At 69.5% G+C, this 24979-nt stretch carries 26 protein-coding genes; 8 read left to right on the top strand and 18 right to left on the bottom strand.

Features of this window, described 5'->3' with window-relative positions; translation table 11 throughout:
• Positions 1-124: 124 nt before the first annotated feature.
• On the bottom strand, positions 125-745 hold the full coding sequence (locus tag M3147_RS15175) for a phosphatase PAP2 family protein (protein WP_251204258.1): 621 nt from the start codon (positions 743-745) through the stop codon (positions 125-127).
• Positions 746-945: 200 nt separating this feature from the next.
• Here M3147_RS15175 and M3147_RS15180 point away from each other — a divergent pair, with 200 nt between their 5' ends.
• The 4 genes from M3147_RS15180 (at position 946) to M3147_RS15195 (ending at position 4985) form a co-directional block, all read left to right on the top strand.
• Positions 946-1734 (top strand): aminoglycoside adenylyltransferase domain-containing protein, encoded by a 789-nt coding sequence (locus M3147_RS15180; protein WP_251204259.1) that lies wholly within the window; start codon positions 946-948, stop codon positions 1732-1734.
• Between the two features lie 134 nt (positions 1735-1868).
• Complete coding sequence (locus tag M3147_RS15185; protein ID WP_251204260.1) at positions 1869-3350, top strand: purine-cytosine permease family protein; 1482 nt, start codon at positions 1869-1871, stop codon at positions 3348-3350.
• A gap of 28 nt (positions 3351-3378) precedes the next feature.
• On the top strand, positions 3379-3999 hold the full coding sequence (locus M3147_RS15190; RefSeq protein ID WP_251204261.1) for a TetR/AcrR family transcriptional regulator: 621 nt from the start codon (positions 3379-3381) through the stop codon (positions 3997-3999).
• Positions 4000-4046: 47 nt separating this feature from the next.
• Positions 4047-4985: a YoaK family protein gene (locus tag M3147_RS15195; protein WP_251204262.1), complete on the top strand. Its 939-nt coding sequence runs from the start codon at positions 4047-4049 to the stop codon at positions 4983-4985.
• A gap of 49 nt (positions 4986-5034) precedes the next feature.
• On the opposite strand, the gene M3147_RS15200 is transcribed toward M3147_RS15195, so the two are convergent.
• Positions 5035-5226 carry a hypothetical protein gene (locus tag M3147_RS15200; RefSeq protein WP_251204263.1) on the bottom strand — a complete coding sequence of 64 codons (192 nt, stop codon included), beginning with the start codon at positions 5224-5226 and terminating at the stop codon, positions 5035-5037.
• Between the two features lie 130 nt (positions 5227-5356).
• Here M3147_RS15200 and M3147_RS15205 point away from each other — a divergent pair, with 130 nt between their 5' ends.
• The gene (locus M3147_RS15205) at positions 5357-5665 is read left to right on the top strand and encodes a DUF7882 family protein (RefSeq protein WP_251204264.1); all 309 of its coding nucleotides are present in this window, start codon (positions 5357-5359) and stop codon (positions 5663-5665) included.
• A gap of 78 nt (positions 5666-5743) precedes the next feature.
• On the opposite strand, the gene M3147_RS15210 is transcribed toward M3147_RS15205, so the two are convergent.
• The 11 genes from M3147_RS15210 to M3147_RS15260 all read right to left on the bottom strand — a co-directional run bounded on the left by M3147_RS15210 (position 5744) and on the right by M3147_RS15260 (position 16127).
• The gene (locus M3147_RS15210; RefSeq protein WP_251204265.1) at positions 5744-6124 is read right to left on the bottom strand and encodes a DUF7882 family protein; all 381 of its coding nucleotides are present in this window, start codon (positions 6122-6124) and stop codon (positions 5744-5746) included.
• 78 nt (positions 6125-6202) lie between these two features.
• The gene (locus M3147_RS19570; protein WP_251204266.1) at positions 6203-6733 is read right to left on the bottom strand and encodes an Lrp/AsnC family transcriptional regulator; all 531 of its coding nucleotides are present in this window, start codon (positions 6731-6733) and stop codon (positions 6203-6205) included.
• 145 nt (positions 6734-6878) lie between these two features.
• Positions 6879-7898 carry a class 1b ribonucleoside-diphosphate reductase subunit beta gene (gene nrdF / locus M3147_RS15220; RefSeq protein WP_251204267.1) on the bottom strand — a complete coding sequence of 340 codons (1020 nt, stop codon included), beginning with the start codon at positions 7896-7898 and terminating at the stop codon, positions 6879-6881.
• On the bottom strand, positions 7895-8674 hold the full coding sequence (locus M3147_RS15225; RefSeq protein ID WP_251204268.1) for an NUMOD3 domain-containing DNA-binding protein: 780 nt from the start codon (positions 8672-8674) through the stop codon (positions 7895-7897). Before M3147_RS15225 ends, nrdF begins: the two co-directional genes overlap by 4 nt.
• 6 nt (positions 8675-8680) lie before the next feature.
• A complete protein-coding gene (nrdE, locus tag M3147_RS15230; RefSeq protein WP_251204269.1) occupies positions 8681-10786 on the bottom strand; it encodes a class 1b ribonucleoside-diphosphate reductase subunit alpha in 2106 nt (701 codons plus the stop codon).
• A gap of 32 nt (positions 10787-10818) precedes the next feature.
• Complete coding sequence (gene nrdI / locus M3147_RS15235) at positions 10819-11238, bottom strand: class Ib ribonucleoside-diphosphate reductase assembly flavoprotein NrdI (RefSeq protein WP_251204270.1); 420 nt, start codon at positions 11236-11238, stop codon at positions 10819-10821.
• A gap of 57 nt (positions 11239-11295) precedes the next feature.
• Positions 11296-11529 (bottom strand): glutaredoxin-like protein NrdH, encoded by a 234-nt coding sequence (gene nrdH, locus M3147_RS15240; RefSeq protein WP_251204271.1) that lies wholly within the window; start codon positions 11527-11529, stop codon positions 11296-11298.
• Positions 11530-11841: 312 nt separating this feature from the next.
• The gene (locus M3147_RS15245; RefSeq protein ID WP_251204272.1) at positions 11842-13254 is read right to left on the bottom strand and encodes an acyltransferase family protein; all 1413 of its coding nucleotides are present in this window, start codon (positions 13252-13254) and stop codon (positions 11842-11844) included.
• A gap of 188 nt (positions 13255-13442) precedes the next feature.
• Positions 13443-14114, bottom strand: coding sequence for a response regulator (locus tag M3147_RS15250; protein WP_251204273.1), 672 nt, complete (start codon positions 14112-14114; stop codon positions 13443-13445).
• Positions 14111-15454, bottom strand: coding sequence for a sensor histidine kinase (locus tag M3147_RS15255; RefSeq protein ID WP_251204274.1), 1344 nt, complete (start codon positions 15452-15454; stop codon positions 14111-14113). The genes M3147_RS15250 and M3147_RS15255 overlap by 4 nt, the downstream gene beginning before the upstream one ends.
• An 88-nt stretch (positions 15455-15542) precedes the next feature.
• Entirely contained in the window at positions 15543-16127 is a 585-nt protein-coding gene (locus M3147_RS15260; RefSeq protein WP_251204275.1) for an HhH-GPD-type base excision DNA repair protein, read from the bottom strand.
• Positions 16128-16269: 142 nt separating this feature from the next.
• Here M3147_RS15260 and M3147_RS15265 point away from each other — a divergent pair, with 142 nt between their 5' ends.
• A complete protein-coding gene (locus M3147_RS15265) occupies positions 16270-16644 on the top strand; it encodes a VOC family protein (protein WP_251204372.1) in 375 nt (124 codons plus the stop codon).
• A 158-nt stretch (positions 16645-16802) separates the two neighbouring features.
• Here M3147_RS15265 and M3147_RS15270 read toward each other — a convergent pair whose 3' ends face one another.
• The 4 genes from M3147_RS15270 to M3147_RS15285 form a co-directional block, all read right to left on the bottom strand.
• The gene (locus M3147_RS15270; protein WP_251204276.1) at positions 16803-17924 is read right to left on the bottom strand and encodes a substrate-binding domain-containing protein; all 1122 of its coding nucleotides are present in this window, start codon (positions 17922-17924) and stop codon (positions 16803-16805) included.
• 100 nt (positions 17925-18024) lie between these two features.
• Positions 18025-19419 carry a multiple monosaccharide ABC transporter permease gene (gene mmsB, locus M3147_RS15275; RefSeq protein ID WP_439954204.1) on the bottom strand — a complete coding sequence of 465 codons (1395 nt, stop codon included), beginning with the start codon at positions 19417-19419 and terminating at the stop codon, positions 18025-18027.
• Entirely contained in the window at positions 19416-20963 is a 1548-nt protein-coding gene (mmsA, locus tag M3147_RS15280; protein WP_251204277.1) for a multiple monosaccharide ABC transporter ATP-binding protein, read from the bottom strand. Before mmsA ends, mmsB begins: the two co-directional genes overlap by 4 nt.
• Before the next feature lie 171 nt (positions 20964-21134).
• A complete protein-coding gene (locus tag M3147_RS15285; RefSeq protein ID WP_251204278.1) occupies positions 21135-22175 on the bottom strand; it encodes a LacI family DNA-binding transcriptional regulator in 1041 nt (346 codons plus the stop codon).
• Positions 22176-22716: 541 nt separating this feature from the next.
• On the opposite strand from M3147_RS15285, the gene M3147_RS15290 reads away from it, so the two are divergent.
• Positions 22717-23205 carry a hypothetical protein gene (locus M3147_RS15290; RefSeq protein WP_251204279.1) on the top strand — a complete coding sequence of 163 codons (489 nt, stop codon included), beginning with the start codon at positions 22717-22719 and terminating at the stop codon, positions 23203-23205.
• Between the two features lie 7 nt (positions 23206-23212).
• Positions 23213-23509: a hypothetical protein gene (locus M3147_RS15295; protein ID WP_251204280.1), complete on the top strand. Its 297-nt coding sequence runs from the start codon at positions 23213-23215 to the stop codon at positions 23507-23509.
• Positions 23510-23536: 27 nt separating this feature from the next.
• Here M3147_RS15295 and M3147_RS15300 read toward each other — a convergent pair whose 3' ends face one another.
• Positions 23537-24967, bottom strand: coding sequence for an MFS transporter (locus M3147_RS15300; RefSeq protein ID WP_251204281.1), 1431 nt, complete (start codon positions 24965-24967; stop codon positions 23537-23539).
• Positions 24968-24979 lie beyond the last annotated feature (12 nt).

Raw genomic sequence — 24979 nt, forward strand, 5'->3', positions numbered from 1 at the left:
CTTTCATGAAAGTCGGGCAACCCTGGTGTGAGGACGCCGCTCAGAAGCGCGGGGGTCACCCCCGCTTCGCCGACCTCACGGGGTTCGACCCCGACCGCGCCAGTTCGGCCTGGTTGCGCCACCTCTAGCGGCGCGACGATGCCGAAGTGGCGCTGACGCGCGCCCGCAGCAGCCACCAGGCCACCGTCACGACGAGCACGCCGAGCAGCGCCCCGGCGGCGACGTCGTGCGGGTAGTGCACCCCCTCGAGCACGCGGGCCGCCGCGGCGACGACCGCGAAGACGAGCGCGAGCCACACGGTGATCCGACGGTCGGCGACGAGGGCGATGACGGTCGCGAGAGCGAAGGCGACGGTCGCGTGGTTCGAGGGGAACGACCAGTCCCCCGGCGGCGGGCAGTCCGCCGCGAGCCCGCTCGTCCAGCACGGCCGCCCCTGCGCGACGAGCACCTTGAGGCCCTCGCTCGCGGCGTAGGCGAGCGGCACCGCGGCACTCGCGACGGCGAACCGCAGCAGCTGACGCCGATCCCGCCGACGCAGCAGGCGGACGGCGGCGAGCAGCCAGAGCGCGCCCAGCAGTGCGAGCGCGACGAGCGTCAGGGCGCCGATGCCCGGCAGCGCCGCCGCTCCGGCGGCCGCCTCGTGCAGCAGCACCGACAGGCTGCCGGGGACGGGCAGGAGCAGGATCGTCGCGGCGAGCGCGAGCAGCAGGGCGGCGGGCAGGAAGAGCGGATGGCGCAGCGACATGGACCTCGACCGTACGCGGCCGATCCGGCGGCGACATCCGTCCAGAGTCGGCCCGGGCATCATCCGCTGGAACGACAACCGACGCGGCGTCCCCGAGCCCGCGCCCGCCGGGGCGCCCGAACCTGTGGGACCGGTGATCGGAATCGGCCCTCAGCGGAAAGTGGTCCGGGCCCGGCCGGTCGGTTTGTTAGCGTGAACGGATGGACGAACTCCTCGAACCCGTGCTCGCCCACCTCGATCGCGCCGACCCTGGTGAGTTCGCCGGCGTCTACCTGTACGGCTCGTCCGTGTCGGGCGGCCTCAGGCCCGACAGCGACATCGATCTCCTGGTGCTGACGAGGCGCTCGCTGACGGCCGTCGAACGCGAGGAGCTGACCCGCGTGCTGCTCGACTCCTCGGCCTGGTCGGGGCACGCCGAGACGCTCCCCGAGGCGGCGGAGGGCCGCTCACTCGAACTCACCTGCGTCGTGATCGGGGCGGATGGCCGCTGGCCCGAGCCGGCGGTGCACGACTATCAGTTCGGCGAGTGGCTGCGCGCCGACATCCTGGCCGGGGCGCTGCCGGAGCCGACCGACGACCCCGACGTGCCGATCCTGCTCGCCACCGCGCAGACCGCGCACCGCGTGCTCCGCGGCGCACCGCTCGCCGAGGTCGTCGAGCCTGTGCCGATGACCGCGCTCACCGAGGCCATGCTCGGGATCATCCCCGACATCCTCGAGGAGATCGTCGGCGACGAGCGCAACACGCTGCTCGCCTTCGCCCGCATCGTCACGACCCTGCGCACGGGGGGCGAGATCGTGCCGAAGGATGTCGCGGCCACCGCCGTGGCGGCGACGCTCCCGCCTGCCGAGCGGGCGCTCATGGACCGCGCGAGGGACGGCTACCTCGGTGTCGCGCCCGACGACTGGACGGGGCTCGGCGAGGAGGTCACCGCGCTCTCGCACGCGCTCGCGCGGCAGGCGGCGGAGCTGGCCGCTCGCGCGGACTGAGCGCCGGCGCCGGATCGCCGCGCACGGGCGGGCCGCCCGTGCGCCCACCCTCCCCCTCGACGCTCCTTCGTAATTGACTGAAAATTCAGTCAGTGCTACCGTCGCACCCGGACAACGACGTTTCGAGGAGCAGCATGAGCAGCGCGACATCAGAGGCGGCGGCATCGACCGCCTCCCCCGCCCCAGCTGACGGGTTCGGCCGAGTGGAGCGCGCGGGTGTCGACTTCGTGCCGCTGTCGGAGCGGCACTCGACCCCCGGCAACCTCTTCCGGGTGTTCGTCGGCGGCAACCTCGCGCTGTCCGTCGTGATCTTCGGCTGGCTGCCGATCACCTTCGGCCTGAGCTTCTGGGAGGCCATCGCCTCGAGCGCGACCGGACTCGTCATCGGGCTCGTGCTGATGATCCCGATGACACTCCTCGGCGCGCGCACCGGCACGAACAACCCCGTCTCGAGCGGCGCCCACTTCGGCATGCGCGGCCGACTGCTCGGCTCGACCCTCACGCTGATCTTCGCGATCGCCTACGCGGCCATCGCGGTCTGGACCTCCGGCGAGGCCCTGGTCGCCGGCGCGCACCGCCTCTTCGGCACCCCCGAGAGCGACACCGCGTTCCTCATCGGATACTCCGTCATCGCGATCGAGGTCGTGCTGATCGCCCTCTACGGCCACGGCACCATCGTCGCGCTGCAGAAGTTCATCATCCCGATCGCGGCCGTGCTACTGATCCTCGGCGTGATCGCCTTCGCCCCGTCGTTCGATGCGGGCCGCTCGACGGGTGAGTACCTACTCGGCGACTTCTGGCCGACGTGGCTGTTCGCCGTCACGATCTCGATCGGCGGCCCGCTCTCGTACGCACCGTCGATCGGCGACTACACGCGGCGCATCTCCCCGAAGCGCTTCAGCGACCGCCAGGTCGCCCTCGCCACCTGCGCCGGCGTGTTCCTCGGGCTCTTCGCGACCGCGGCCTTCGGCGCTTTCACCGCCAGCACCTTCACGGAGCTGTCCCCCTCCTACGTCGCCGATCTCGTCGCCGCCGCCCCCTCCTGGTACCTCGTCCCGCTCCTGCTCCTCGCGATCCTGGGCGGGTTCGGCCAGGGCGTCATCAACGTCTACGCCAGCGGGCTCGACCTCGAGTCGATCGTCCCGCGGCTGAACCGCACGCAGACGACGCTCATCACCTCCGGGATCGCCGTCGTCGTCATGTACCTCGGCGTCATCGCCACCGATGCGATCTCCTCCATCACGGCGATGACGGTCGTGCTCAACGCGTTCGCCGGCCCCTGGGTGATCGTCAACGGCATCGGCTTCCTGGTCGCTCGCCGCGGCCGGTACGACCCCGTGGCGCTCCAACGCTTCGGGCTCGGCATGAGCGGAGGCCGCTACTGGTTCTGGCACGGCTGGAATCCACGCGCGATCGTGCCGTTCCTCGCGGGCTCGCTGATCGGACTGCTCACTGTGCAGAACGAGCTGTACGACGCCCCGCTCGCGAACCTCGCCGGCGGCCTCGACCTCAGCCTCCCGCTCTCGATCGCGGTGGCGGGCGGCCTGTATTTGCTCGCCCTGCGACTCTGGCCTGAGACTGGGGTCGATGACGGTGTGCCCGGAGCGGGCGAGTGAGCCGCGAGTTCGGCAGACGGGGGCGGACATGACGGAGCTGGACGCACGCGAACGGATCCTGCAGGCGTGCCGCCGTGAGATCGCCACGCACGGGGTGCGGGGGCTCCGGGTGCAGCGAGTCGCGAAGGACGCGGGCGTCTCCCTCGGGCTGGTCTACTACCACTTCGAGGACCGCGCCGGCCTGCTCAGCGCGACCATCGACGCGGTGAACGAGGCGGTGCAGACGCGGCAGCCCGAGTTCACTCCGTCGCAGGCGGGACGCGACGCCGTCGCCGAGCTCCTCGCCGCCGAGTTCGGCGACGAGGCGGGCACGCGCGAGGATTCCGTGGTCTGGAACGAGATCCGCGCGATCGCCGTCTTCGAGCGGGAGCTGCAGGAGGCGCTCGGCACCACCACCCGCGCCTGGGAGGCGCGGCTCGCGGCACCGCTCGCCCGTTCGGGCGTCCCCGACTCGGCGATCCCGGCGACGGCAACGCTCCTCACCGCCCTCGTCGAGGGCTTGTCGAGCCGTTGGCTGAGCGGGCAGCTCGACACGTCGACGGCCCAGCAGCTGGTCCGTTCCGGTTCATCCGCGATCCTCGATGCAGCCGTCGACGCGGCCGGACGGACGAGCGCGCGCGAGCGCGAGGGCTCAGCGAGCCGGAACTAGGCTGATCCTGCACTTCGAGTGCGGACACCGGGTGAAACGGAGTGCGTGTGCGGGAGGTCTCTCGTGGCGGCATCGCGCTCTCCGTCGCGCTCGGGCTCGTCGCCGGCTACGTCGACGCGGTGGGCTTCATCGAGACCGGCGGACTGTTCGTCTCCTTCATGAGCGGCAACTCGACGCAGGCCGGCGTCGAGCTCTGGGAGGTCGGCTCCGCCGAGGCGCTGCTGCCGCTCGGACTCGTCGCCGCCTTCGTCGTCGGCGTCGCCCTGGGCGGTGCGCTGGGCGCGCATGGCACGAGACGCGCCTGGATCATCGCCGCGGCCGCGGCCGCCGTCGCGGGGACCGCCGCGCTCGGCCTCGCCGCCCCGGGCACGGGATGGCGGTTCGGGCTGCTCGCCGCCGCGATGGGGGCGCTCAACACGCTGTACCTCGCCGAGGGCCGCGCTCGCGTCGCGATCACGTACGCGACCGGCACGCTCGTGAGCCTCGGCCTCGCGCTCGCGGCGCTCGTCACCGGGCGGTCCCGGACCGCGTGGCGACGCCCCCTGCTGCTCTGGGGCTCGCTCGCGGGCGGCGCCGTCATCGGCGCCGCCGTGCATCGCGGACTCGTCGGGTTCTCGCTTCTGCCGGCAGCCGCCGGGCTCACGGCGATCGCGATCATGATCGCGGTCGCGCAGGCGCGGCGGGCCGACTCCGCCTTGCCGTTCACCTCCAGATCCCCCACCACCGGCTCGGCCTCGCAGTCAGCGGACCCCGTTGCTGCCGACTCACGCCCAGCGGCTGATGTCTACCCCGTTGCGGTCGAACGGGATCGTCGTACCGTGGCCGAGGTGAAAGCCACGATCATTGCCACGAACCCGAGCAGCGACGAGCAGCGCACCTTCGAGGCGGAAGCGCCGGATCAGGCGACCGCCGAGGCCGCCGCGCGAGCGAAGGCGCCGAAGGGCTGGGCGACGGCAAGCGCCCAGCAGAAGCCGCCGCGCGGCTAGCCGGAGGTTCACTCCCCTCAGCGCGCCGCCTCGACGTCGGCGCGGGGGCCTAGTTCTCCTCGGGCGGGCGAGGCACGGGCTGGGCACGACGCGGTGCGACGCGCGCCCTGGTTTCCTCGTTGTAGCCGCCGCGGTGCCAGTGCTCGGCGTTCGCGTTCTTCCACCGCTCACCGCGGAGGACTGCGGCGGATGCCGACGGCGGCGCGAGGCCCGTGGTCTCGTCGTACGGAGTGTTCGTCATCTCCGGAGTATGGTCGCTCAACATGTGCGCGCTCACAGCTCGGTGCCCGTGCGGTTCCGGAGCACCGCCGGTCGCTCGGGGCCTGTCAAGGGTGTCGAAGGAGCGGTGCGGTCGGGCGTAGCGTGCTCGCATGGGAACTCTGATCTACGCGTCCGGCCAGGTCGACATTCCCGACCGCCCCCTCGACGCCCTCCAGGATCTCCTCATCGATCGCCTCGACCGCGGCGAGCGCTTCACGCTCACCCTGCAGAGTCAGTCCATCGGCGAACGATCGTTCCCGTGCGCACCGGAGCTGGAGCTCGCGTTCCGATTTCGCGACAACCACGCCCCGAACCTGGGACGCGCGCGACTCTCGCCGACCGACGGCACGGTCGACGACAGCCTGTACTTCGTGCCCGGACCCCGGCTTGCCCAGGCGCCGAGGATCGTCGAACCCTAGCCGGAGGCGCAGGCCGGTTTCCCGGACGGCCTCGAGCGCGTCGGGGCGCCTGGCGAGTTCAGCCCGGGCTCGCGGAGCTCAGGCTTCGGCGGTCTCGACCGCTTGCACATCGGCGCCGACCTGCACCGGCTGCCCGGCCACGGTCGGCACCGCTTCCAGATCGAGATGCTCCGGCACGAGCTCGATACCGCCCGTGGTGTTCGCGGACCGCATGAGGTCCTCGAGCCAGCGGGGGTTCAGCTCCGGCCGCTCCGGTTCGTTGAACACGAAGCGCAGCGGGATCGCCGGATGCATCCAGAGCGTCTCCCGGCCGCGCGGTTCATCATCATGGTGCAGCCACGACAACGTGAAGCTCTCGTTGCGACGGAGCTTGGTGACGAGAACCACCTTCAGGTGCGCAAGCATGCGGTCCTCGATTCCGATCGGGGTTTGCGCGTCCCCGTAGTACAGCGTGCCCATACTCCAGACCGTAACCCATTCCCGCGGGACGTTCGACGCATGGGGACGATCGGCGCGGGCGGCACGTTCTGCGGACCTTCAGGAGCAGGCCGACCGTCCCGCCGTCTCGCTCGCGTGCGCGCCGCCGAGCGGCTCGCGGAAGCCCTGCCAGAGGTAGGTGTCCTTGCGCACCTCCAGCACCGTCAGGGTCTCGAGGTCGGAGATGCCGTGGATGCGGCGGATGTCGTGGAGGACGATGTTGCCGAGTGCAGCCGCGTCGGGGGCGAACACGTCGAGGATGATGTCGTAGTAGCCGAGCGCGCAGGCGACGTACATGATCTGCGGGTGGTCGGCGAGCTGCTCGGCCACGCGCGAGACGGGGACTCCTGCGACGCGGATGCCGATGTGGGCCTCGATGCCGCCGATCTTCGTCTCGTCGTACATGCCGGAGACGTAGATCACGCCGAGGGAGACCAGGCGGTTGTAGCGCTGGCGGATGGTCGGCTCGGAGTAGCCGATGCGCCGGCCGATCTCGGCGAAGGAACGGCGTCCGTCGACCCGGAGCTGATCGATGATCTCCAGGTCGAGGTCGTCGAGGGAGAGGCTCCGCTGCTGGTGTCTGTCGAGCACGGAGTCAGCGTAGTGGAGCCCTCATCATCCCGTCGGAGGCGGAGGCGCCATCGGGCAGAGCGTGGGCGGGGGCCCAGACCGCGCGAGACGCGGCTGAGCCCCCATCGAGGAACCGAATCGAGAGAAACGCTCTCGATCTGGGATTTTAGAAGTCCCAGTCCTCGTCCTCGGTGTTGACCGCCTTGCCGATGACGTACGACGAGCCCGACCCGCTGAAGAAGTCGTGGTTCTCGTCGGCGTTCGGCGACAGCGCCGAGAGGATCGCCGGGTTCACGTCGGTGACCGACTTGGGGAACATCGGCTCGTAGCCGAGGTTCATGAGCGCCTTGTTGGCGTTGTAGTGCAGGAACTTCTTGACATCCTCGGTCAGGCCGACGCCGTCGTAGAGGTCCTGCGTGTACTGCACCTCGTTGTCGTAGAGCTCGTAGAGCAGCGAGAAGGTGTAGTCCTTGATCTCCTCGCGCTCGGCTTCGCTCACGAGCTCGAGGCCGCGCTGGAACTTGTAGCCGATGTAGTAGCCGTGCACGGCCTCGTCGCGGATGATGAGGCGGATGAGGTCGGCGGTGTTGGTGAGCTTCGCCCGGCTCGACCAGTACATCGGCAGGTAGAAGCCGGAGTAGAACAGGAAGCTCTCGAGCAGGGTCGAGGCGACCTTTCGCTTCAGGGGCGAGTCACCGCGGTAGTACTCCATCACGATGGAGGCCTTCTTCTGCAGGTTCTCGTTCTCGACCGACCAGCGGAACGCGTCGTCGATCTCCTTCGTGGAGCAGAGCGTCGAGAAGATCGAGGAGTAGCTCTTCGCGTGCACCGACTCCATGAAGGCGATGTTGGTGTACACGGCCTCCTCGTGCGGGGTCAGCGAGTCGGGGATGAGCGAGACCGCACCGACGGTGCCCTGGATCGTGTCGAGCAGGGTGAGGCCGGTGAAGACGCGCATCGTGAGCTGCTGCTCTTCGGGCGTCAGGGTGTTCCACGACTGGATGTCGTTCGACAGCGGCACCTTCTCGGGCAGCCAGAAGTTGTTCACCAGGCGGTTCCAGACCTCGAGGTCCTTGTCGTCCTGGATCTTGTTCCAGTTGATCGCGTTGACGTGGTCGACGAGCTTGATCTTGCCGGCGTGCGCCGGGTCGTTCCTCGCCGAGTTCACGGGATCCGTTAGCGTCATGACTCGTCTTCTCTCTCGCTGTTCATCGCATCATGGATGCAGTGCCGACAGGTGTCTTTGAACACGCCGTTGTTGACGTGGTGGTAGCGGTGAAGCGAGACCGACCGCTTCTCGCGCGTTTCGGCGCTCGGGCTCTTCCCGAAGTTCGGATTCAGCGCCCCACGCCGCATCTCAGAGAGGCGCTCACGCGATTCCTGCGGCATGACGTGCCCGGAGCGCGGGTGGTCGGAGCCGAACTTGCCGAAGTTCGGGTTGTCGGGGCCGGAGTTCTGTCCTTTGCGCATGGCCGACCATTTGGCCTTCTGCGCCTCGCTATGGCGGTGACCCCAGCGCGGATGCTCCGGCCCGTACAGGTGAACACCCGTCGGCCGGCCTCGAGCCCGGTCTCCAGCCGCTTTCCGCTGCTCGGCCGTCCAGATCACCCCAGTCGGACCGAGACCACCCTCTGAGAGGTTCAGCAACCGATCTCCGCTCGCCCGGTACAGGGTGATCCAAGAAATCTCTGCCTGCCCGAGGTCTTCGCGTGTCGTGCCGATCCGTTCGAGAACGACGACCTCATAGGCATCCTTGGGTGTCTTGCGCAGCCAGTCGTAGAACGGGGTTTTCCGACCTTGCTTCGCGACGCGCCGATGCTCGGCATGCCGCCGCTCAACGCGCTTCGTCGTCTGCCCGACGTACCGGTACTCACCTGTGGCCTTGACACGGAAGCCGTAGACGACCCCGACTATGGGCGCTCCCGGCCCATATTCCGGCCTCCACTCAACGGTCTCGATCATGTGCGATCACAGCGTGCAGCTGACGCAGAGCTCCAACTCGGTGCCTTCGAGGGCCATCTGCCGCAGGCGGATGTAGTAGATGGTCTTGATGCCCTTCTTCCACGCGTAGATCTGCGCCTTGTTGATGTCGCGGGTCGTCGCGGTGTCCTTGAAGAAGAGCGTGAGCGAGAGGCCCTGGTCGACGTGCTGCGTCGCCGCGGCGTAGGTGTCGATGACCTTCTCGTAGCCGATCTCGTACGCGTCCTGGTAGTACTCCAGGTTGTCGTTCGTCATGAAGGCGGCCGGGTAGTACACGCGCCCGAGCTTGCCCTCCTTGCGGATCTCGATCTTCGAGGCGATCGGGTGGATCGACGCCGTCGAGTTGTTGATGTACGAGATCGAGCCGGTCGGCGGCACCGCCTGCAGGTTCTGGTTGTAGATGCCGTGCTCCTGGATCGAGGCCTTGAGCTCGCGCCAGTCGTCCTGCGTGGGGATGTGCACGCCCGAGTCGGCGAACATGCCCGCCACCTTCTCGGTCGCCGGCACCCACTCCTGCTCGGTGTACTTGTCGAAGAACTCGCCCGAGGCGTACTTCGAGTCGGCGAAGCCGTCGAACACCTCGCCGCGCTCGATCGCGATCCTGTTCGAGGCGCGCAGCGCGTGGAACAGCACCGTGTAGAAGTAGATGTTCGTGAAGTCGACGCCCTCTTCCGAACCGTAGAAGACGCGCTCGCGAGCGAGGTAGCCGTGCAGGTTCATCTGGCCGAGGCCGATGGCGTGCGACTTGTCGTTGCCGTCCTCGATGGAGCGCACCGAGGTGATGTGGCTCTGGTTCGACACCGAGGTGAGGCCGCGGATTGCGGTCTCGACCGTCTTGCCGAAGTCGGGCGAGTCCATCGTGAGGGCGATGTTCAGCGAGCCGAGGTTGCAGCTGATGTCCTTGCCGATGACGTCGTACGACAGGTCTTCGTGGTACGTCGTCGGCGTGTTCACCTGCAGGATCTCGCTGCACAGGTTCGACATGTTGATGCGGCCCTTGATCGGGTTCGCCTTGTTCACCGTGTCTTCGAACACGATGTAGGGGTAGCCCGACTCGAACTGGATCTCGGCGAGGGTCTGGAAGAACTCGCGCGCGTTGATCTTCGTCTTCTTGATGCGGGCGTCGTTCACCATGTCGCGGTAGTTCTCGGTGAGCGGCACATCGCCGAAGGGCTTGCCGTAGACCTTCTCGACGTCGTACGGCGAGAAGAGGTACATGTCCTCGTTGTTCTTCGCGAGCTCGAAGGTGATGTCGGGCACGACGACGCCGAGGGAGAGCGTCTTGATGCGGATCTTCTCGTCGGCGTTCTCGCGCTTGGTGTCGAGGAACCGCATGATGTCGGGGTGGTGCGCCGAGAGGTACACCGCGCCGGCGCCCTGACGCGCGCCGAGCTGGTTGGCGTAGCTGAAGCTGTCTTCCAGCAGCTTCATCACGGGGATGATGCCGGAGGACTGGTTCTCGATCTGCTTGATCGGCGCACCCGACTCGCGGATGTTCGAGAGCAGCAGGGCCACGCCGCCGCCGCGCTTGGAGAGCTGCAGCGCCGAGTTGATGCCGCGGGCGATCGACTCCATGTTGTCTTCGATGCGGAGGAGGAAGCAGGAGACGAGCTCGCCGCGCTGCGCCTTGCCCGTGTTGAGGAAGGTCGGCGTGGCCGGCTGGAAGCGGCCGGCGATGATCTCGTCGACGAGGTCGAGCGCGAGCTGCTCGTCGCCGCGGGCGAGCCCGAGCGCGGTCATCACGACGCGGTCCTCGAAGCGCTCGAGGTAGCGCTTGCCGTCGAAGGTCTTCAGCGTGTAGCTCGTGTAGTACTTGAACGCGCCGAGGAAGGTCTCGAAGCGGAACTTCTTCGAATAGGCGAAGTCGTTGAGCTTCTGGATGAACTCGAACGAGTACTGGTCGAGCACGGCCTGCTCGTAATACTCCTTCTCGACCAGGTAGTCGAGCCGCTCCTTCAGCGAGTGGAAGAAGACGGTGTTCTGGTTGACGTGCTGCAGGAAGTACTCGCGCGCCGCCTCGCGGTCCTTCTCGAACTGGATCTCGCCGTTCGGGCCGTAGAGGTTCAGCATGGCGTTGAGGGAGTGGTAGTCCATTCCGCTCGACCCCCGGGGCGCCTCGATCAGAGCTACGCCGTCAGTCGTTGCTGCTGTGCTTGCCAAAATGCGTCCAATCCCTCGTCGACGGCGCGAACGTCGTCTGGTGTTCCGAATACTTCAAATCGATAGAGATGCGGCACGGCGCACTTGGCGGCGATGATGTCGCCGGCCAGGCAGTAGCCCGTGCCGAAATTGGTGTTGCCGGCGCCGATGACGCCGCGGATGAGCGCCCGGTTCGCCGGGTCGTTCAGGAAGCGGATGACCTGCTTCGGGACGGCGCCATTGCCGTCGCCTCCGCCGTAGGTCGGAACGACGAGCACGAACGGCTCGTCGGCGCGGAGCGGCTCGTCGCGGGCGAACAGCGGGATACGGTCGGCCGGACGACCGAGCTTCTCGATGAACCGCTGCGTGTTGCCCGAGACGCTCGAGAAGTAGACCAGGTTCGTCATGTTCCCTCCCTCACGTCGTGCACGGCCGGATCTCGTGGAGCTCACCGACCGCCATGACTACGCGAGGCGGGCGGCCAGCTCGTCGATCTTGTCGGGGCGGAAGCCCGACCAGTGACCCTCGTCGGTGATGACGACCGGGGCCTGCAGATACCCGAGCTCCTTGACCTGCGCGAGGGCCTGCTCGTCGACAGAGAGGTCGAGCACTTCGTACTCGATGCCCTTGCTGTCGAGGGCGCGATACGTCGCGTTGCACTGGACGCAGGAAGGCTTGGTGTAGACCGTGACCGTCATGGTTTCCCCTCGTTCTCTCGAGCCCCTCGGGGAGCTCGCCCCCGGTTTCTAGCTGGTGTCTTCGATACTACATCTTGTGTTCCCCCAGCGGGGCAGCCACAACATGCTGTAGTTACATCCGTGTAGTTATCCACGGGGTTATCCACGGGATTTCCCCAGGTCGACCAACTCGGATCAGCGGAAATCCGCCCTTTCGACCCCTGTTATCCACAACGTCTGCCGCCTCGGAAAAAGTCCTTGTGGACAGTCACCCCGGCGTGTCGCGGCGTGTCGCCGAGCCCCAAGTTCTTGGGGCTCTCACCGAGCCGACCCCTACATCTGGTGTTGTGGGATCAGCTTCCCACCGACCACCGACATTCCGGCCCCGACACGCGCCGTGAGCGCTGCACGTCCGTGCATCCGGGGCGGCCGCGCGCCGAGCAGCGCCACTCCGAGCAGCGCGAGCGAGACGAGGGCCGGCGCCGGGGCGAAGCCGACGACGAGCGCGGTGCCGACGCCGAGCACGCCGGCGGGCACGGCAAGCCAGGCCGGCACGCGCGGCAGCTCCTCGGCGAGCGCCCGCGCCCGCGGCATCCGCCCCGCCCCGCCGTCGCCGTCGCGACCCGAGGCGCGCGAGCCGCGCTCCCAGCCGGCGAAGGCGCGCACCGCGAGCGCGGTCACGGCGGCGGCGCCGAGGAGCCAGAGCGGCCGGGTCGCCCACCAGTCCGCGCTGAGCGGCTCGGGCAGCGCGAGCCCGAACGTCGCGTTCGCCGCGAGCAGGCCCGCCGCGAGCAGCACGAAGGCGGGCAGGTGCCAGAGGTACATGGTCATCCCCCACTCCCCGAAGCTCGCGACGAGCTTGGCCGGGCCGCGGCGCTCCGCCCAGCGGCCGAGGGGGCGCCGCACGAGCGAGAAGAGCGCGAGCTGGGCCGTGCCGAGGAGCACGAGGCAGATCGTGGGCGGGTTGAGGTTCTGCAGCAGGTCGGGCGTGTACGGGCCGGAGAGCGTGATCGCCAGCAGGCCGCCGAGCGCGCAGAGCGCGAGGCGCAGGCGGGTCGCCACCGGCATCCGGTCGACCGTGCCGTCGGCGAGGAGGAACCCGAGCTGCTGCATGGCGAGCCACACGAACGCGAGGTTCAGGAACCCGAGCGCCTCGACGCCCGTGCTGAAGCGCACCGCGTCCACCGCGACGACGGTGCCGACGAGCGCGCCGATCGTCAGGCCCGGACGCCACTCGTGCAGGCGCACCATGAGCGGCACGAGCGCGGAGACGCCGAGGTAGACGGCGAGGAACCAGAGCGGCTGGCCGATGCGGAACGAGGCCGTCTGCACGATCTCGGCCGGCACCCCCGCCGCGGCGAGCGCCGCGAGCGCGAGCCCAACGACGACGACGAGCGGCACGGCGGGACGCACGAGCCGCGTGATCCGGTCGCGCACGAAACTCGCGGCGTCGGTGCCGCGAGCCCGGCGGCGCTGCCACGCGGTCCAGCCGGAGAAGCCGCCGATGAGGAAGAAGAGCGGCATGATCTGCACGATCCAGGTGGTCGGGGCGAGCAGGTCCCAGCCCTCGAGCGCGTTCTCCAGCACCGGCCCTGCGGGGCCGACGCTCACGCCGACCATCATCGCGTGCAGCAGGAACACGACGGCGAGGCATCCCGCCCGTGCCGCGTCGATCGCCGTGTCGCGCGCGGGCTTGGCGCCCGTCGCGGTACGCCCTGCGGCGCTCGCCTCGATCGTCGCGTCCATCGGGATCCCCTCCGCCGGCGGTCCGTCCCCCGGCTCCCCGCAGGCTATGGACGCGGTACCGCGCGGAGCATCACCCGCTGGACCGGTTCGTGCCCCCTACCGCGGTAGGGGGCACGGGGCGGCGGATGGGTCGACGGACGGATGCGGGCGACGGATGCCGCCGCGGGACGAGACGCGCGCCGAGCCGCTCAGCGGGCGGGCGAGACGAGGCCGGTGTCGTACGCGAAGACGACGGCGTGCACCCGGTCGCGGAGCCCGAGCTTCTGCAGGATCTTGCTCACGTGCGTCTTCACCGTCTGCTCGGCGATGAACAGCTCGGCCGCGATCTCCTGGTTCGAGCGTCCCCGGGCGATCCGCACGAGCACCTCGCGCTCGCGCTCCGTGAGCGCCGAGAGCAGATGCTCGTCGACGGGCCGCGCGGGCGCCTGCTTCGCCACGTCCTCGATGAGCCGTCGGGTCACGCTCGGCGCGAGCAGCGCCTCCCCCGCCGCGATCACCCGCACCGCGCGGGCCACCTCGTCGGGCAGGGCGTCCTTCAGCAGGAAGCCGCTCGCCCCGGCGCGCAGCGCCTGGTACACGTACTCGTCGATGTCGAAGGTCGTGAGCATCAGCACCCGCGGCACATAGTCGCTCGACCGCGGCGGGGTCTGCAGGGCGCGCGTGGCCTCGATGCCGTTCACCCCGGGCATCCGCACGTCCATCACGACCACGTCCGGCCGCAGCTCGTGCGCGAGCCGCACCGCCTCGGCGCCGTCGGAGGCCTGGCCGACGACCTCGATGCCGGGCTGCGCGTCGAGCACGGCGGCGAAGCCGGCGCGCACCATGGCCTGGTCGTCGGCGACGAGCACGGTGATGGTCATCCGGCGGTTCCTCCAGCGGCGGGTGGTGCGGCGACGGGCAGCACGGCGGCGACCCGGAAGCCGCCCGACTCGGTCGGCCCCGTCTCGATCGTGCCACCGACGAGCCGCGCGCGCTCGCGCATGCCGAGGAGGCCGTGTCCGGCGTCGCCGTCGGGACGCCCGGCGCCGGCCCGCTCGCGGCCCGCGGCGTCGGCGGCCGGCGTGTTCACGATCTCCACGAGGAGGCGCGTCGCGTCGCCGTGCACCTCCACGGCGGCCTCGGCGCCCGGCGCGTGGCGCAGCACGTTGCTGAGCGCCTCCTGCACGATGCGGTAGGCGGCCTGGCCGACCGCGGTCGAGACGGGGGCGGTCGTCACGATGCGCGCGTCGACGACGAGCCCGGCGCGGCGCACGCTCGACACGAGGGGTCCGATCTCGGCGAAGCCCGGCTGCGGGGCGGTCTCAGCCTCGGCATCCGGATCGCGCAGCACCGCGAGCAGCTCCCGCATCTCGGCCATCGCGGCCCGGGCGTTCGCGGCGATCTCGCCGAACTCGGCCGTCGCGGCCTCGTCGAGGCCGCTCAGCCGGTAGGGCGCACTCGTGGCCTGCACCTGCACGATCGACATGCGGTGGGCGACGACGTCGTGCAGTTCCCGGGCGATGCGGGTGCGCTCCTCGGCGACGAGCCGGCGCTCGTGCTCGGTGGCGCTCGTCCGCCGCTCCGCCTCGAGCGTGTCGGCGACCCGCCCGCGCAGCACTCGGACGAGCCAGGCGAGCCCGAGCACCCCGGCGCTCACCGCGGCGCCGGAGACGAAGCTCGCCGCGATCGTCGACGGCTCCTCGGCGCGTGCGGGCGGCAGCACCGCGGCGATCGAGCCGAACACGGTGCCGCCCCAGAGCACCACCGCCGGCAGGAAGCGGCCGCGCAGGGCCAGGATCACGAGTCCGGCGCAGAGCGCGAGCAGCATCGGCACGCTGATCGGCCAGGGCGCGCCGGGCGGCGGCACCGCGAGCGCGAAGAAGGCCGCCTGTCCGCCGAGGCCGGTGATCGCACCGGGCCATGCCCAGCGCATCGCGAGCGGGAGGCTGCCCGCCGAGAGCAGCGCGACCCCGAAGGCCGCCGCGACGGGCACCCCGTAGAGCGACGCCGACACCGGCACCATGACGGAGAAGAGGGCGACGGCGACGAAGATGACCGAGAACCAGCTGAGCACAAGGTCCGGCCAGGCATCCGTCTCGGTGAGGCGCGGACGACGGCGCACGGTCACGGCCGGTGCGGGCGGCGCCTCCGCGGCGGCCGCGACGAAGCCCTCCGGAGGCGGGGGCGCCTGCGGAGCAGCGGGAGCGGCTGGGTCGGTCATGGGTTCATGCTCGCATCGCGGGCCGTGCAGGGCATCCCCCGCCGGTGGTGTTCGCGCCCCCTACCGCGGTACGGGGGGCGGCCACGGTTCAGCCCTTCGCGGCCTTCGCGGCCTTCGCCTGCGCCTTCATCTCCTGCTTGTGCGCTCGCACCTTCTGCAGCGACTCGGGACTCACGATGTCGGCGACCGAGGCGAAGCTGCCTGCCTCGCCGTACGCACCGACCGCCTCGCGCCAGCCCGGCGCCTCGAGCCCGCACTGCTTGCCGAGCAGCGCGAGGAAGATGCGCGCCTTCTGCTCGCCGAAGCCCGGCAGCGCCTTCAGCCGCTTCAGCACCTCGGCGCCGCTCGGCTCGCCGCGGGTCCAGATCTGGCTCGCGTCGCCGCCCCACTCGGACTCGACCGCGGCCGCGAGCTGCTGCACGCGACCGGCCATCGATCCGGGGTAGCGGTGCACCGCCGGGGTCTGCGTGAAGACCTCGACGAGACGCTCCGGGTCGGTCGCTGCGATCGTCGCCGGGTCGATCGAGCCGAGCCGGTCGCGGATCTTCTCCGGACCGGCGAAGGCGGTCTCCATCGCGACCTGCTGGTCGAGCAGCATGCCCGTGAGCAGGGCGAACGGGTCGTTCGAGAGCAGCTCGTCGGCCGACTGCTCCCCCGTGATGTGCAGTGCCATGCCCCCATCCTCCCACCGCCCGCGGCGATAGGGGATGGCGGATGTCGGCGGATCGTGCTCGGATGGCCCCGTCGGAGGCCTCCGGCGAATCACGATCCCACCCGCATCCCGCGAACCAGGAGGAGGCATCATGCCGCTCGAAATGGACGTGAAGATCGAACTCATCCACGTGCCCGTCAGCGACGTCGACCGCGCGAAGGCGTTCTACGTCGACCAGTGCGGCTTCATCGCCGACCACGACGTGCAGGTCAGCGAGACCCTGCGCTTCGTGCAGCTGACCCCGCCCGGCTCGGCCTGCTCGATCGCCTTCGGCGAGGGGCTCGGGGCGACGCTCGCCCCCGGCTCGCTCGACGTCATGCAGGCGGTCATCCCCGACGCGGATGCCGCGCTCGAACAATTGCGGGCGGCCGGGGTCGACGCACAGGGCGTCGACGAACAGGCCTGGGGCCGTTTCGTGACGTTCCGCGACCCCGACGGCAACCTCTGGACCCTGCAGCAGCTGCCGCCCCGCGACTGATCACCGGCATCGGGCGCACGGCCCTCGTCGGCGTCCGGCGGTGGACCGGGACATCGCCCACCCCCGGACGCCGACGGCCCCCGCCCCTTCCGGAGCGGGAGCCGTCTGCGGGCTTCGGGTCTGCCCCGGCATCCCTCAGGACGCCGTCGCCGATCCGATCAGCCGGCCTGCTTGACGATGTCGAGCAGGTTCGGGTTGTTCGCGTACGCCTCCGCCGCGTTCTCCTTGGTCACGATGACCGGAGCGAGGAGGTACGCCGGCACGACCTTCACACCGTTGTCGTACTGCTCGGTGTCGTTGACCTCGACGTCTTCGCCCTTCTGGAGCTGCTGGATCATCTTGATCGTCTGCTCGACGAGGAGCGAGGTGTCCTTGTTGATGGTCGAGTACTGCTCACCGGCCATGATCGACTTCACCGACTCGACCTCGGAGTCCTGACCGGTCACCGTGATCTTCGAGATGTCCTTGCCGGCCTGCTTCGCCGAGGTGATGATGGCGCGGGCGAGGGTGTCGTTCGGCGAGAGCACGCCGTCGATGTTCGCCGAGGTGTAGTTCGCGGCGAGGATCGAGTCCATGCGGCTCTGCGCGTTCTCGGCCTTCCAGCCCTGCGTCGCGGTCTGCTGGATGTCGGTCTGCCCCGAGGCCACGACGAGGGTGCCGTCGTCGATCTTCGGCTGCAGCACCTTCATCGCGCCGTTGAAGAACACGGCCGAGTTCGCGTCGTCCGGCGAGCCGGAGAAGAGCTCGATGTTCCACGGCGCCTCGTGGCCCGAGCGGGCCGCGAGCCCGTCGAGGAGCGCCTGCCCCTGCAGCTCGCCGACCTTGAAGTTGTCGAACGCGACGTAGTAGTCGACGTTCGGCGTGTTCTCGATGAGCCGGTCGTAGGCGATGATCTTCACGCCCGCGTCGGCGGCCTGCTGAAGCTGGGTGCCGAGCTGCTTGCCGTCCTTCGCGCCGATGACGATGACCTTCGCGCCGTTCGTCACCATCGCCGAGATCTGGTTCTGCTGCTCCGCCACGGTGTTCGAGGCGGGCGCGTACTGCACGTCGGGGTTGAAGCCGGCCGCCTTCAGGCCGTCCTCGAAGAGCCCGCCGGCGAGCACCCAGTTCTCGCTCGTCTTGTCAGGGAGCGCGATGCCGATCGTGGCGTCCGCCGCGAAGCCGGCCGCACCGGTGGCACCGTCGCTGCTCGATCCGCCGCCGCGGTCCGAAGAGCAGCCGGCGAGCGCGAGCGCTGCCGCCGCGGCGACCGCGGTGGCTGCGAGAGCGATCTTCTTCATTGATCAGTCACTTTCTCTTGGTGTCCCGGGGCGGCTGCCTCGAGAGGGGGAGGTGCAGTTTCCGGCATCCGCCGCGGCCTGGGCGGCGGCGGATGCCGGGTCAGAGCCGGGCGACGTCGCGGGGCTCGGACGATTCGTTCGTGCCGGAGCTCGGCACGACGGCGGGCGGTTCGGTCGGCCCCTGTTCCTCGAGGCGGGCGCGCCGGCGGCGCGTCCAGAGGCCGAGGATGGACGGCCGGCCCTGGCTCTTGCTCCACACGTCGACGCCGACGGCGAGGAGCAGGACCATGCCCTTGATGATCTGCACCCAGTCGGCGCCGACGCCGAGCAGCTGCAGGCCGTTGTTCAGGAACGCCATCACCAGGCCACCGACGATGGAGCCGATGACGGTGCCGATGCCGCCGGAGACGGCGGCGCCGCCGATGAAGACGGCCGCGATGGCGTCGAGCTCCCAGCCGTTGCCGTCCTGGGGGCCGGAGGCGGTGGAGCGGGCGACGAAGATCATGCCGGCGAGCGAAGCGAGGACCGACATGTTCATCATCACGAAGAAGTCGACGCGGCGGTCCTTCACGCCCGAGAGCGTCGCCGCGAGCCGGTTGCCGCCGACCGCGTAGATGTGGCGGCCGAAGACGGTGCTGCGGGTGATGAAGGAGTACAGGATGACGAGGAGCACCAGGATGATGCCCGAGATCGGGAAGCTCGTGCCGGGGCGGCCGGTCGCGAAGAGCCAGGCGGCCCAGAGGATGACCCCGGCGAGCAGCACGATCTTCACGATGCTGACCCAGAGCGGTGCCTGCGGCGAGCCCATCTTCTTCTGCACGCTGCGCAGCCGCAGCTCGGTGAAGACGATCCACGCCGCGCCGAGCACGCCGAGCGCCATCGTCGCGTAGTTGAAGGCGGAGCCGGCCACATCAGGCAGGTATCCGGCGCCGATGTAGGTGAACTCGACGGGCACCGGCGTCGTGGTCGACTGACCGATCCACTGGTTGCCGCCGCGGAAGATGAGCATGCCCGCGAGGGTCACGATGAACGCCGGCACGCCGACGTAGGCGACCCAGAATCCTTGCCAGGCGCCGACCGCGGCGCCGACGAGGAGGCCGAGCACGATCGCGAGCGGCCAGGGCAGGTTCCACTCGGACATGGCCTTCGCGACGATGATGCCGGTGAACGCCGCCACCGAGCCGACCGAGAGGTCGATGTGCCCCATGATGATGACCATCACCATGCCGATCGCGAGGATCAGGATGTAGCTGTACTGGTTCACGACGTTGATCAGGTTCGTCGAGGAGAGGGTGAGGCCCGTCCCCTTGATGAGCCACGTCAGCAGCTGGAAGAGCCCGATGATGACGACGAGGCTGCCGAGGATGCCGAACTGACGAAGCGTCGATTGGCCGTTGCCGAACATCTTCCGCAGGTCGGCGAGGCCGCCGCGCTTCTCGGGCGTTGCGCCGGTCGTCGTGGCGCCCGTCGGGGTCGCGCCGGTCGGAGTGGTCATGCGTTCGCCTTCTTCTTCGCGGAGGTCATGCTGCGCATGAGCGCCTCCGGGGTCGCCTCGGAAACGGGCAGGTTGTCGGTGATGCGGCCCTCGAAGACCGTGTAGATGCGGTCGGCGATGCCGAGCAGCTCCGGCAGCTCGCTGGAGATGAGGATGACGCCCTTCCCCTGTGCGGCGAGCTGCTGGATGATCGTGTAGATCTCGTACTTCGCCCCCACGTCGATGCCGCGGGTGGGCTCGTCGAGGATCAGCAGGTCGGGGTCGGTGAACATCCACTTGGCGAGGACGACCTTCTGCTGGTTTCCGCCGGAGAGCTTCGCGACGCCCATGTCGACACTCGGCGACTTGATGCGCAGCTGCTTCCGGTAGCTCTCGGCTACCTGCGACTCCTTGAACTCGTCGACGACGTCGAGCCGGGAGATCTTGCGCAGCTTCGCGGAGACGATGGAGCGCTTGATCGTGTCGAGCAGGTTCAGGCCGAGCACCTTGCGGTCCTCACTCACGTAGGCGAGGCCGTGGTCGATCGCGGACTCGACGTCCTTCAGCACGATCTCCTTGCCGTCTTTCACGATCGTGCCGGCGAGGTAGGTGCCGTAGGAGCGGCCGAAGATGCTCATCGCGAGCTCGGTGCGCCCGGCGCCCATGAGCCCCGCGAGCCCGACGATCTCGCCGCGACGCACCTCGAGGTTCGAGCCCTTGGCGACGAGCCGCTCGGGCACCTGGGGGTGCTGGATCGTCCAGTCGCGCACCTCGAAGAACACCTCGCCGATGTGCGGCGTGCGGTCGGGGTAGCGGCTCTCGAGCGAGCGGCCGACCATGCCGCGGATGATCCGGTCCTCGTCGACGTCGCCGCCGTGCACGTCGAGGGTCTCGATGGCGTGGCCGTCACGGATGATCGTGATCGCGTCGGCGATCTGCTCGATCTCGTTGAGCTTGTGGCTGATCATGATCGACGCGATGCCGCGGCCCTTCAGGCCGAGGATGAGGTCGAGCAGGTGCTGCGAGTCGTCCTCGTTCAGGGCCGCCGTCGGCTCGTCGAGGATGAGCAGCTTCACGTCCTTGGCGAGCGCCTTGGCGATCTCGACGAGCTGCTGCTTGCCGACGCCGAGGTGCTTGATCTGCGTGTCGGGGTCCTCGGAGAGGCCAACTCGGGCCAGCAGGTCGAGGGCCTTCCGCTTCGCGGCCGGCCAGTCGATCCGGCCGCCGCGGGCGATCTCGTTCCCGAGGAAGATGTTCTCGGTGATCGACAGCTCGGGGATGAGCGCGAGCTCCTGGTGGATGATCGCGATGCCGGCGTGCTCGCTCTGGCGGATGTCCCGGAACTGCACCTCCTCGCCGCGGAAGAAGATCTCGCCGGTGTAGGTGCCGTGGGGGTACACGCCGGAGAGCACCTTCATCAGGGTGGACTTGCCTGCGCCGTTCTCGCCGCAGATCGCGTGGATCTCGGCGGGCATGACGGTGAGGGAGACGTCGCTCAGCGCCTTCACCCCGGGGAACTCCTTGGTGATGGAGCGCATCTCCAGGATGGGCGGCGGCGCGCTCATCGGCTGCCCGCTCGGGCGCTGGTCGTCATCGACGGAATCACTGATCTGGACCTCGGTGTCAGGGTGTGCTGCTGCGTGTGACGTGATCGTGTGACCGTTCACATCGACACCATGCTGCATCCGCGGGGCGGGCGTGTCAAGCCGATGCGCAGAACGGGCGCGGTGTGCCGCTCAGCGCGCGGAGGGCGCCGGGCGCACCGCGACGGGCGCGGTCGAGCCGCGCACCACGAGCCGCGGCACGATGTCCTCGACCTCGATCCGCTCGGCGCCGTGCACCTGGTTCAGCAGCAGCGCGACGGCCCGGCGGCCGATCTCGTGGAAGTCCTGGTAGACGGTCGTGAGGGTCGGCGCGACGTGCTTCGCCACCGGGATGTCGTCGAAGCCGACGACGCTGACGTCGCCCGGCACGTCGAGCCCGGCGTCGCGGAACGCGTGCATGAGCCCGATCGCCATCTCGTCGTTCGCGGCGAACACGGCGGTGAAGTCCCGCCGTCGCACGAGCTCGCTGCCCGCGTAGTAGCCGAAGTCGGCGGTCCAGTCGCCGAGGATCGGCGGATGCAGCCCGAGCTCGGCGTCGTCGATCGCCTCGAGGAAGCCGCGCATCCGCGCCTCGGCCTCGATCCAGTCCTGCGGCCCGGCGAGGTGCACGATCTCGCGGTGACCGAGTCCGATCAGGTGTTGCGTCGCACGCCGGGCGCCCGTCACCTGGTCGACCGAAAGCGCGAGGTGGTCGCGCCGGCCCGTCGACTGGAGGCTCACGAAGGGCACGCCGATCGACGACGCCGCGAGCACCTCGAACACGCGCACCTGGGGCGCGATCACGACGAGCCCCTCGATCGCCTGCAGCATCAGATGCTCGATCGCGTCGGCGATGCCCGCGGGCGAGGTGTCGGCGAGGTTCGCGGTGTTCACGTGGTAGCCGTGCTCGCGGGCGGCGTCCTCGATCGCCGCGATGCTCGTCGCCGGCCCGTACGTGGTGCTCAACGCGGCGAGCACGCCGATCGTGTTGGAGCGACTGGTCACGAGGGTGCGGGCGGCGCGGTTCGGCCGGTACTGCAGCGTCTCCATCGCCTGCAGCACGCGCTCGCGCGTCTCGGGGCGGATGCTCGGGTGATCGTTCAGCACGCGGGACACGGTCTGGTGCGAGACCTCGGCCAGGCGCGCGACATCGCGGATGCTGGGCGCACGCCCGCGGTCCTGGGGAGGAGACACTGTTCGCCGATCCGAATGTGCACGTTCACATCCACTGTCGCATCCATTATGCACGGCTCGCTCCCGGCGTACAGATCGGCGATGTGACAGTCACAACGGGCGATCGAATCGAATCGACCAGCGACGAGCGGATGAGAGCGCGTTCATTGAATCGCCGCGGGGACATTCGGGGAGCTCTTACAGATCCCGGCGGCTTCACCTCCGCGGATGCTGACCGCACTCCACCGCGCGGCGCGCGGGAGCCGGGCGAGCAACGCGCTGCCAGGGGTTTCTTATAGTGTTTTTACCTCAGGGTGTAACGCAATGCCCCGAAGTGGAAACACCTCTCCAGACGGGCCGAAACCACTCGGCTCGACCGCACAGGCAGGAGCCCACTCCGTGAACACACCCCGAACGACCGTACTGGTTGCAGCCCTCGCGATCGCCTTCATCGTGCCGTCGGCCCCCCGCCCAGGCGGAGGAAGTCGTCGACCCCCGACTGAGGGAATTCACGAGTGCCATCGGCGTCGGCGAGAGCATCGAGAGCGAGCTGCAGGACCTGGTGGATGACCTCACCGTCTCGGAACGGGAGGAGTTCCTCGCCGCCGCAGCCGAAGATCCCCTCGCCGTGATGGAACTCACTCCCATCTCGCCGGCGGAGATCGACTCGATGCCCATCGCCGTATCAGAACCCCCGGCCGTGCAGGGGTACGCGACAGCGAACCGTCGCCTCAACACCGCGAACCAGTCCTACAAAGTCAGCGCGCTCGGGATCCAAACGGGCACCTTCAGCCTCCGCTACCGCTTCGAGTCGAACGGGACCGCTGTGACTCGGAACGTCGAGTGCACAGCGTGGTGGTCCGGGTTCTCCGGATTCGCGTCGATCTCGTCCACCGCGAAGCAGTGGATCTCCGGCGGCAAGGGCACCTGCATTGGAACCCACCGGATGTCGGTCCTCGTGAAGGGGAGCATGCTGACGGGTGTCAAGGAACAGGGCCTCAGCTACAACGGCAAGCCGGCGCTGCTCCGCAACTACATCAAGAACCTCTGAGGGGGCCATGACCACCGCTACACGCTCGCCGATCACCCTGCCCCAACCTCGAGACTGGGCGATCGCCGCCGCTCTGCTCGGCTCCGCCGCCGCCGCACTGGTGACCGCGCTCGGGCTGCTCCTCGGCGGGCTCGCACTGGTCTTCGCGATCCTCCGGCTCAGGCGGCGGCCGCCGCGCACCGCGATCATCCTGTTGAGCGTAGCGATCGCCGTGTGGCTCGTCGTCATGATCGTGAGCGTGGCCGCCGGAATCGCGGCGACCACGCAGAGCGGAACGCCCGAGGTCGTGCTCGAGACATCCTGAGCGGCGGGTGCGCCAGCTCCACCCCGCTCAGCTCACGGCGGCCGGGCGCACCCGCGAGGCGAGCAGCACGGCGACCACCGCGATCGCGAGCGCCACCGCGAAGTCCGGAGCGAAGCCGCCCCAGACCACCGCGCTCGAGACGAGCGCCGTGATGGCGAGCGCGATCGAGGCGCCGAGGGACTCCGCGATCGACAGCGCGGCGCTGTTGAAGCCCTGCGCAGACACCGGCGACAGGCTCAGCACCGCGACCGAGAAGCGCGGGTACATGAACCCCATCGCGCCGCCCGCGAGCGTCCACGCGACGAAGGCGATCGCCGGGTGCAGGTGCAGGGCCGCGACCGCGAGCACCACGGCCAGCGCGACCACGAGCAGCGTCGAACCGGTGACGACGGCCCGCACGTTCGAGATGCGGTCGCCGAGTCGGCCCTGCAGCCAGGAGGCGGCCGCCCAGCTCACGCCGGCCCCGGTCAGCACCGCTCCGGCGAGGCTCGGCTCGAAGCCGTAGTCCTCGATGAAGAGGTAGGGCAGGTAGATCTCGCTGCCGAAGAACGCCCCCGCGACCACGAGGCGCATGAGGACCGTCGCGGGCAGGCCGCGCGCGGCGCGCAGCGTGCCGGCCGGGAGCAGCGGACGCACCGCCACGATCACGACCACGACCGAGAGCGCCGCGACGACCCAGCGCAGCGGCGAGTCGAACTCCTTCGCGAGCGACACCCCGAGGGCGGCGGCGGCGGTGAGCACCGCCCAGCCGACCCGCGACGGGCTCCAGCGCACCGCGGGGTCGCCCTGCACCTTCGAACGGGCGCGGAGGAGGGGCGGCAGCAGCATCGCCGTCGCGGGGATCACGATCGCGATCACGCCGAGGAAGACCCAGTGCCAGCTCGCCTGCTCGGCGACGAACCCGGCCATGGCCGGGCCCACGATCGAGGGGATCACCCACGCCGCCGCGAAACCGGCGAAGACCCTCGCGCGGATCGCCTCGGGGTACACCCGGCCGACGATCACGTAGAGCGGCACGATGACCGCGGCGCCCGCGATGCCGTGCACGAAACGGCCGACGATGAAGACGGTCATGTCGGTCGCGGTCCCGGCGATCACGAGCCCGACGACGAAGAGCACACCGGAGGTGAGCAGTGACGGCAACGGGCCGTTGCGGTCGGTCCAGTTCCCGGCGATGACCATGCCGATGATGCCCGCGGCGAGCGGCACGGCGAAGGCGAGCGCGTAGAGCGTCTCGCCGTCGAGGTCGCGGGCGACGAGCGGCATGATCGTGGTGACGGCCATCGCCTCGAACGCCGCGAGGAAGATGAGCGCGAACATGCCGACCGAGAGCCAGCGGTACGGCCGGGCCAGCGGGCCGCCGACGGGCGGCGCGAGCACCGCCGGCCCTTCGCTCGCGGTCGGCTCGATCGGTGCCGCAGGGCGAGGGTCGGTGTCGGGGCTCGGGGAATCGCTCACTTGATCGACCCT

The organism is Agromyces mediolanus (assembly GCF_023715325.1).
Lineage (GTDB): Bacteria > Actinomycetota > Actinomycetes > Actinomycetales > Microbacteriaceae > Agromyces > Agromyces mediolanus_A.

What these genes read in the sequence shown, in the direction of transcription:
- M3147_RS15175 (WP_251204258.1), bottom strand. Translation starts at nt 745, where the DNA reads ATGTCGCTGCGCCATCCGCTCTTCCTGCCCGCCGCCCTGCTGCTCGCG.
- M3147_RS15180 (WP_251204259.1), top strand. Translation starts at nt 946, where the DNA reads ATGGACGAACTCCTCGAACCCGTGCTCGCCCACCTCGATCGCGCCGAC.
- M3147_RS15185 (WP_251204260.1), top strand. Translation starts at nt 1,869, where the DNA reads ATGAGCAGCGCGACATCAGAGGCGGCGGCATCGACCGCCTCCCCCGCC.
- M3147_RS15190 (WP_251204261.1), top strand. Translation starts at nt 3,379, where the DNA reads ATGACGGAGCTGGACGCACGCGAACGGATCCTGCAGGCGTGCCGCCGT.
- M3147_RS15200 (WP_251204263.1), bottom strand. Translation starts at nt 5,226, where the DNA reads ATGACGAACACTCCGTACGACGAGACCACGGGCCTCGCGCCGCCGTCG.
- M3147_RS15205 (WP_251204264.1), top strand. Translation starts at nt 5,357, where the DNA reads ATGGGAACTCTGATCTACGCGTCCGGCCAGGTCGACATTCCCGACCGC.
- M3147_RS15210 (WP_251204265.1), bottom strand. Translation starts at nt 6,124, where the DNA reads ATGGGCACGCTGTACTACGGGGACGCGCAAACCCCGATCGGAATCGAG.
- nrdF (WP_251204267.1), bottom strand. Translation starts at nt 7,898, where the DNA reads ATGACGCTAACGGATCCCGTGAACTCGGCGAGGAACGACCCGGCGCAC.
- M3147_RS15225 (WP_251204268.1), bottom strand. Translation starts at nt 8,674, where the DNA reads ATGATCGAGACCGTTGAGTGGAGGCCGGAATATGGGCCGGGAGCGCCC.
- nrdE (WP_251204269.1), bottom strand. Translation starts at nt 10,786, where the DNA reads ATGGACTACCACTCCCTCAACGCCATGCTGAACCTCTACGGCCCGAAC.
- nrdI (WP_251204270.1), bottom strand. Translation starts at nt 11,238, where the DNA reads ATGACGAACCTGGTCTACTTCTCGAGCGTCTCGGGCAACACGCAGCGG.
- nrdH (WP_251204271.1), bottom strand. Translation starts at nt 11,529, where the DNA reads ATGACGGTCACGGTCTACACCAAGCCTTCCTGCGTCCAGTGCAACGCG.
- M3147_RS15245 (WP_251204272.1), bottom strand. Translation starts at nt 13,254, where the DNA reads ATGGACGCGACGATCGAGGCGAGCGCCGCAGGGCGTACCGCGACGGGC.
- M3147_RS15250 (WP_251204273.1), bottom strand. Translation starts at nt 14,114, where the DNA reads ATGACCATCACCGTGCTCGTCGCCGACGACCAGGCCATGGTGCGCGCC.
- M3147_RS15255 (WP_251204274.1), bottom strand. Translation starts at nt 15,454, where the DNA reads ATGACCGACCCAGCCGCTCCCGCTGCTCCGCAGGCGCCCCCGCCTCCG.
- M3147_RS15260 (WP_251204275.1), bottom strand. Translation starts at nt 16,127, where the DNA reads ATGGCACTGCACATCACGGGGGAGCAGTCGGCCGACGAGCTGCTCTCG.
- M3147_RS15265 (WP_251204372.1), top strand. Translation starts at nt 16,270, where the DNA reads ATGGACGTGAAGATCGAACTCATCCACGTGCCCGTCAGCGACGTCGAC.
- M3147_RS15270 (WP_251204276.1), bottom strand. Translation starts at nt 17,924, where the DNA reads ATGAAGAAGATCGCTCTCGCAGCCACCGCGGTCGCCGCGGCGGCAGCG.
- mmsB (WP_439954204.1), bottom strand. Translation starts at nt 19,419, where the DNA reads ATGACCACTCCGACCGGCGCGACCCCGACGGGCGCCACGACGACCGGC.
- mmsA (WP_251204277.1), bottom strand. Translation starts at nt 20,963, where the DNA reads ATGAGCGCGCCGCCGCCCATCCTGGAGATGCGCTCCATCACCAAGGAG.
- M3147_RS15295 (WP_251204280.1), top strand. Translation starts at nt 23,213, where the DNA reads ATGACCACCGCTACACGCTCGCCGATCACCCTGCCCCAACCTCGAGAC.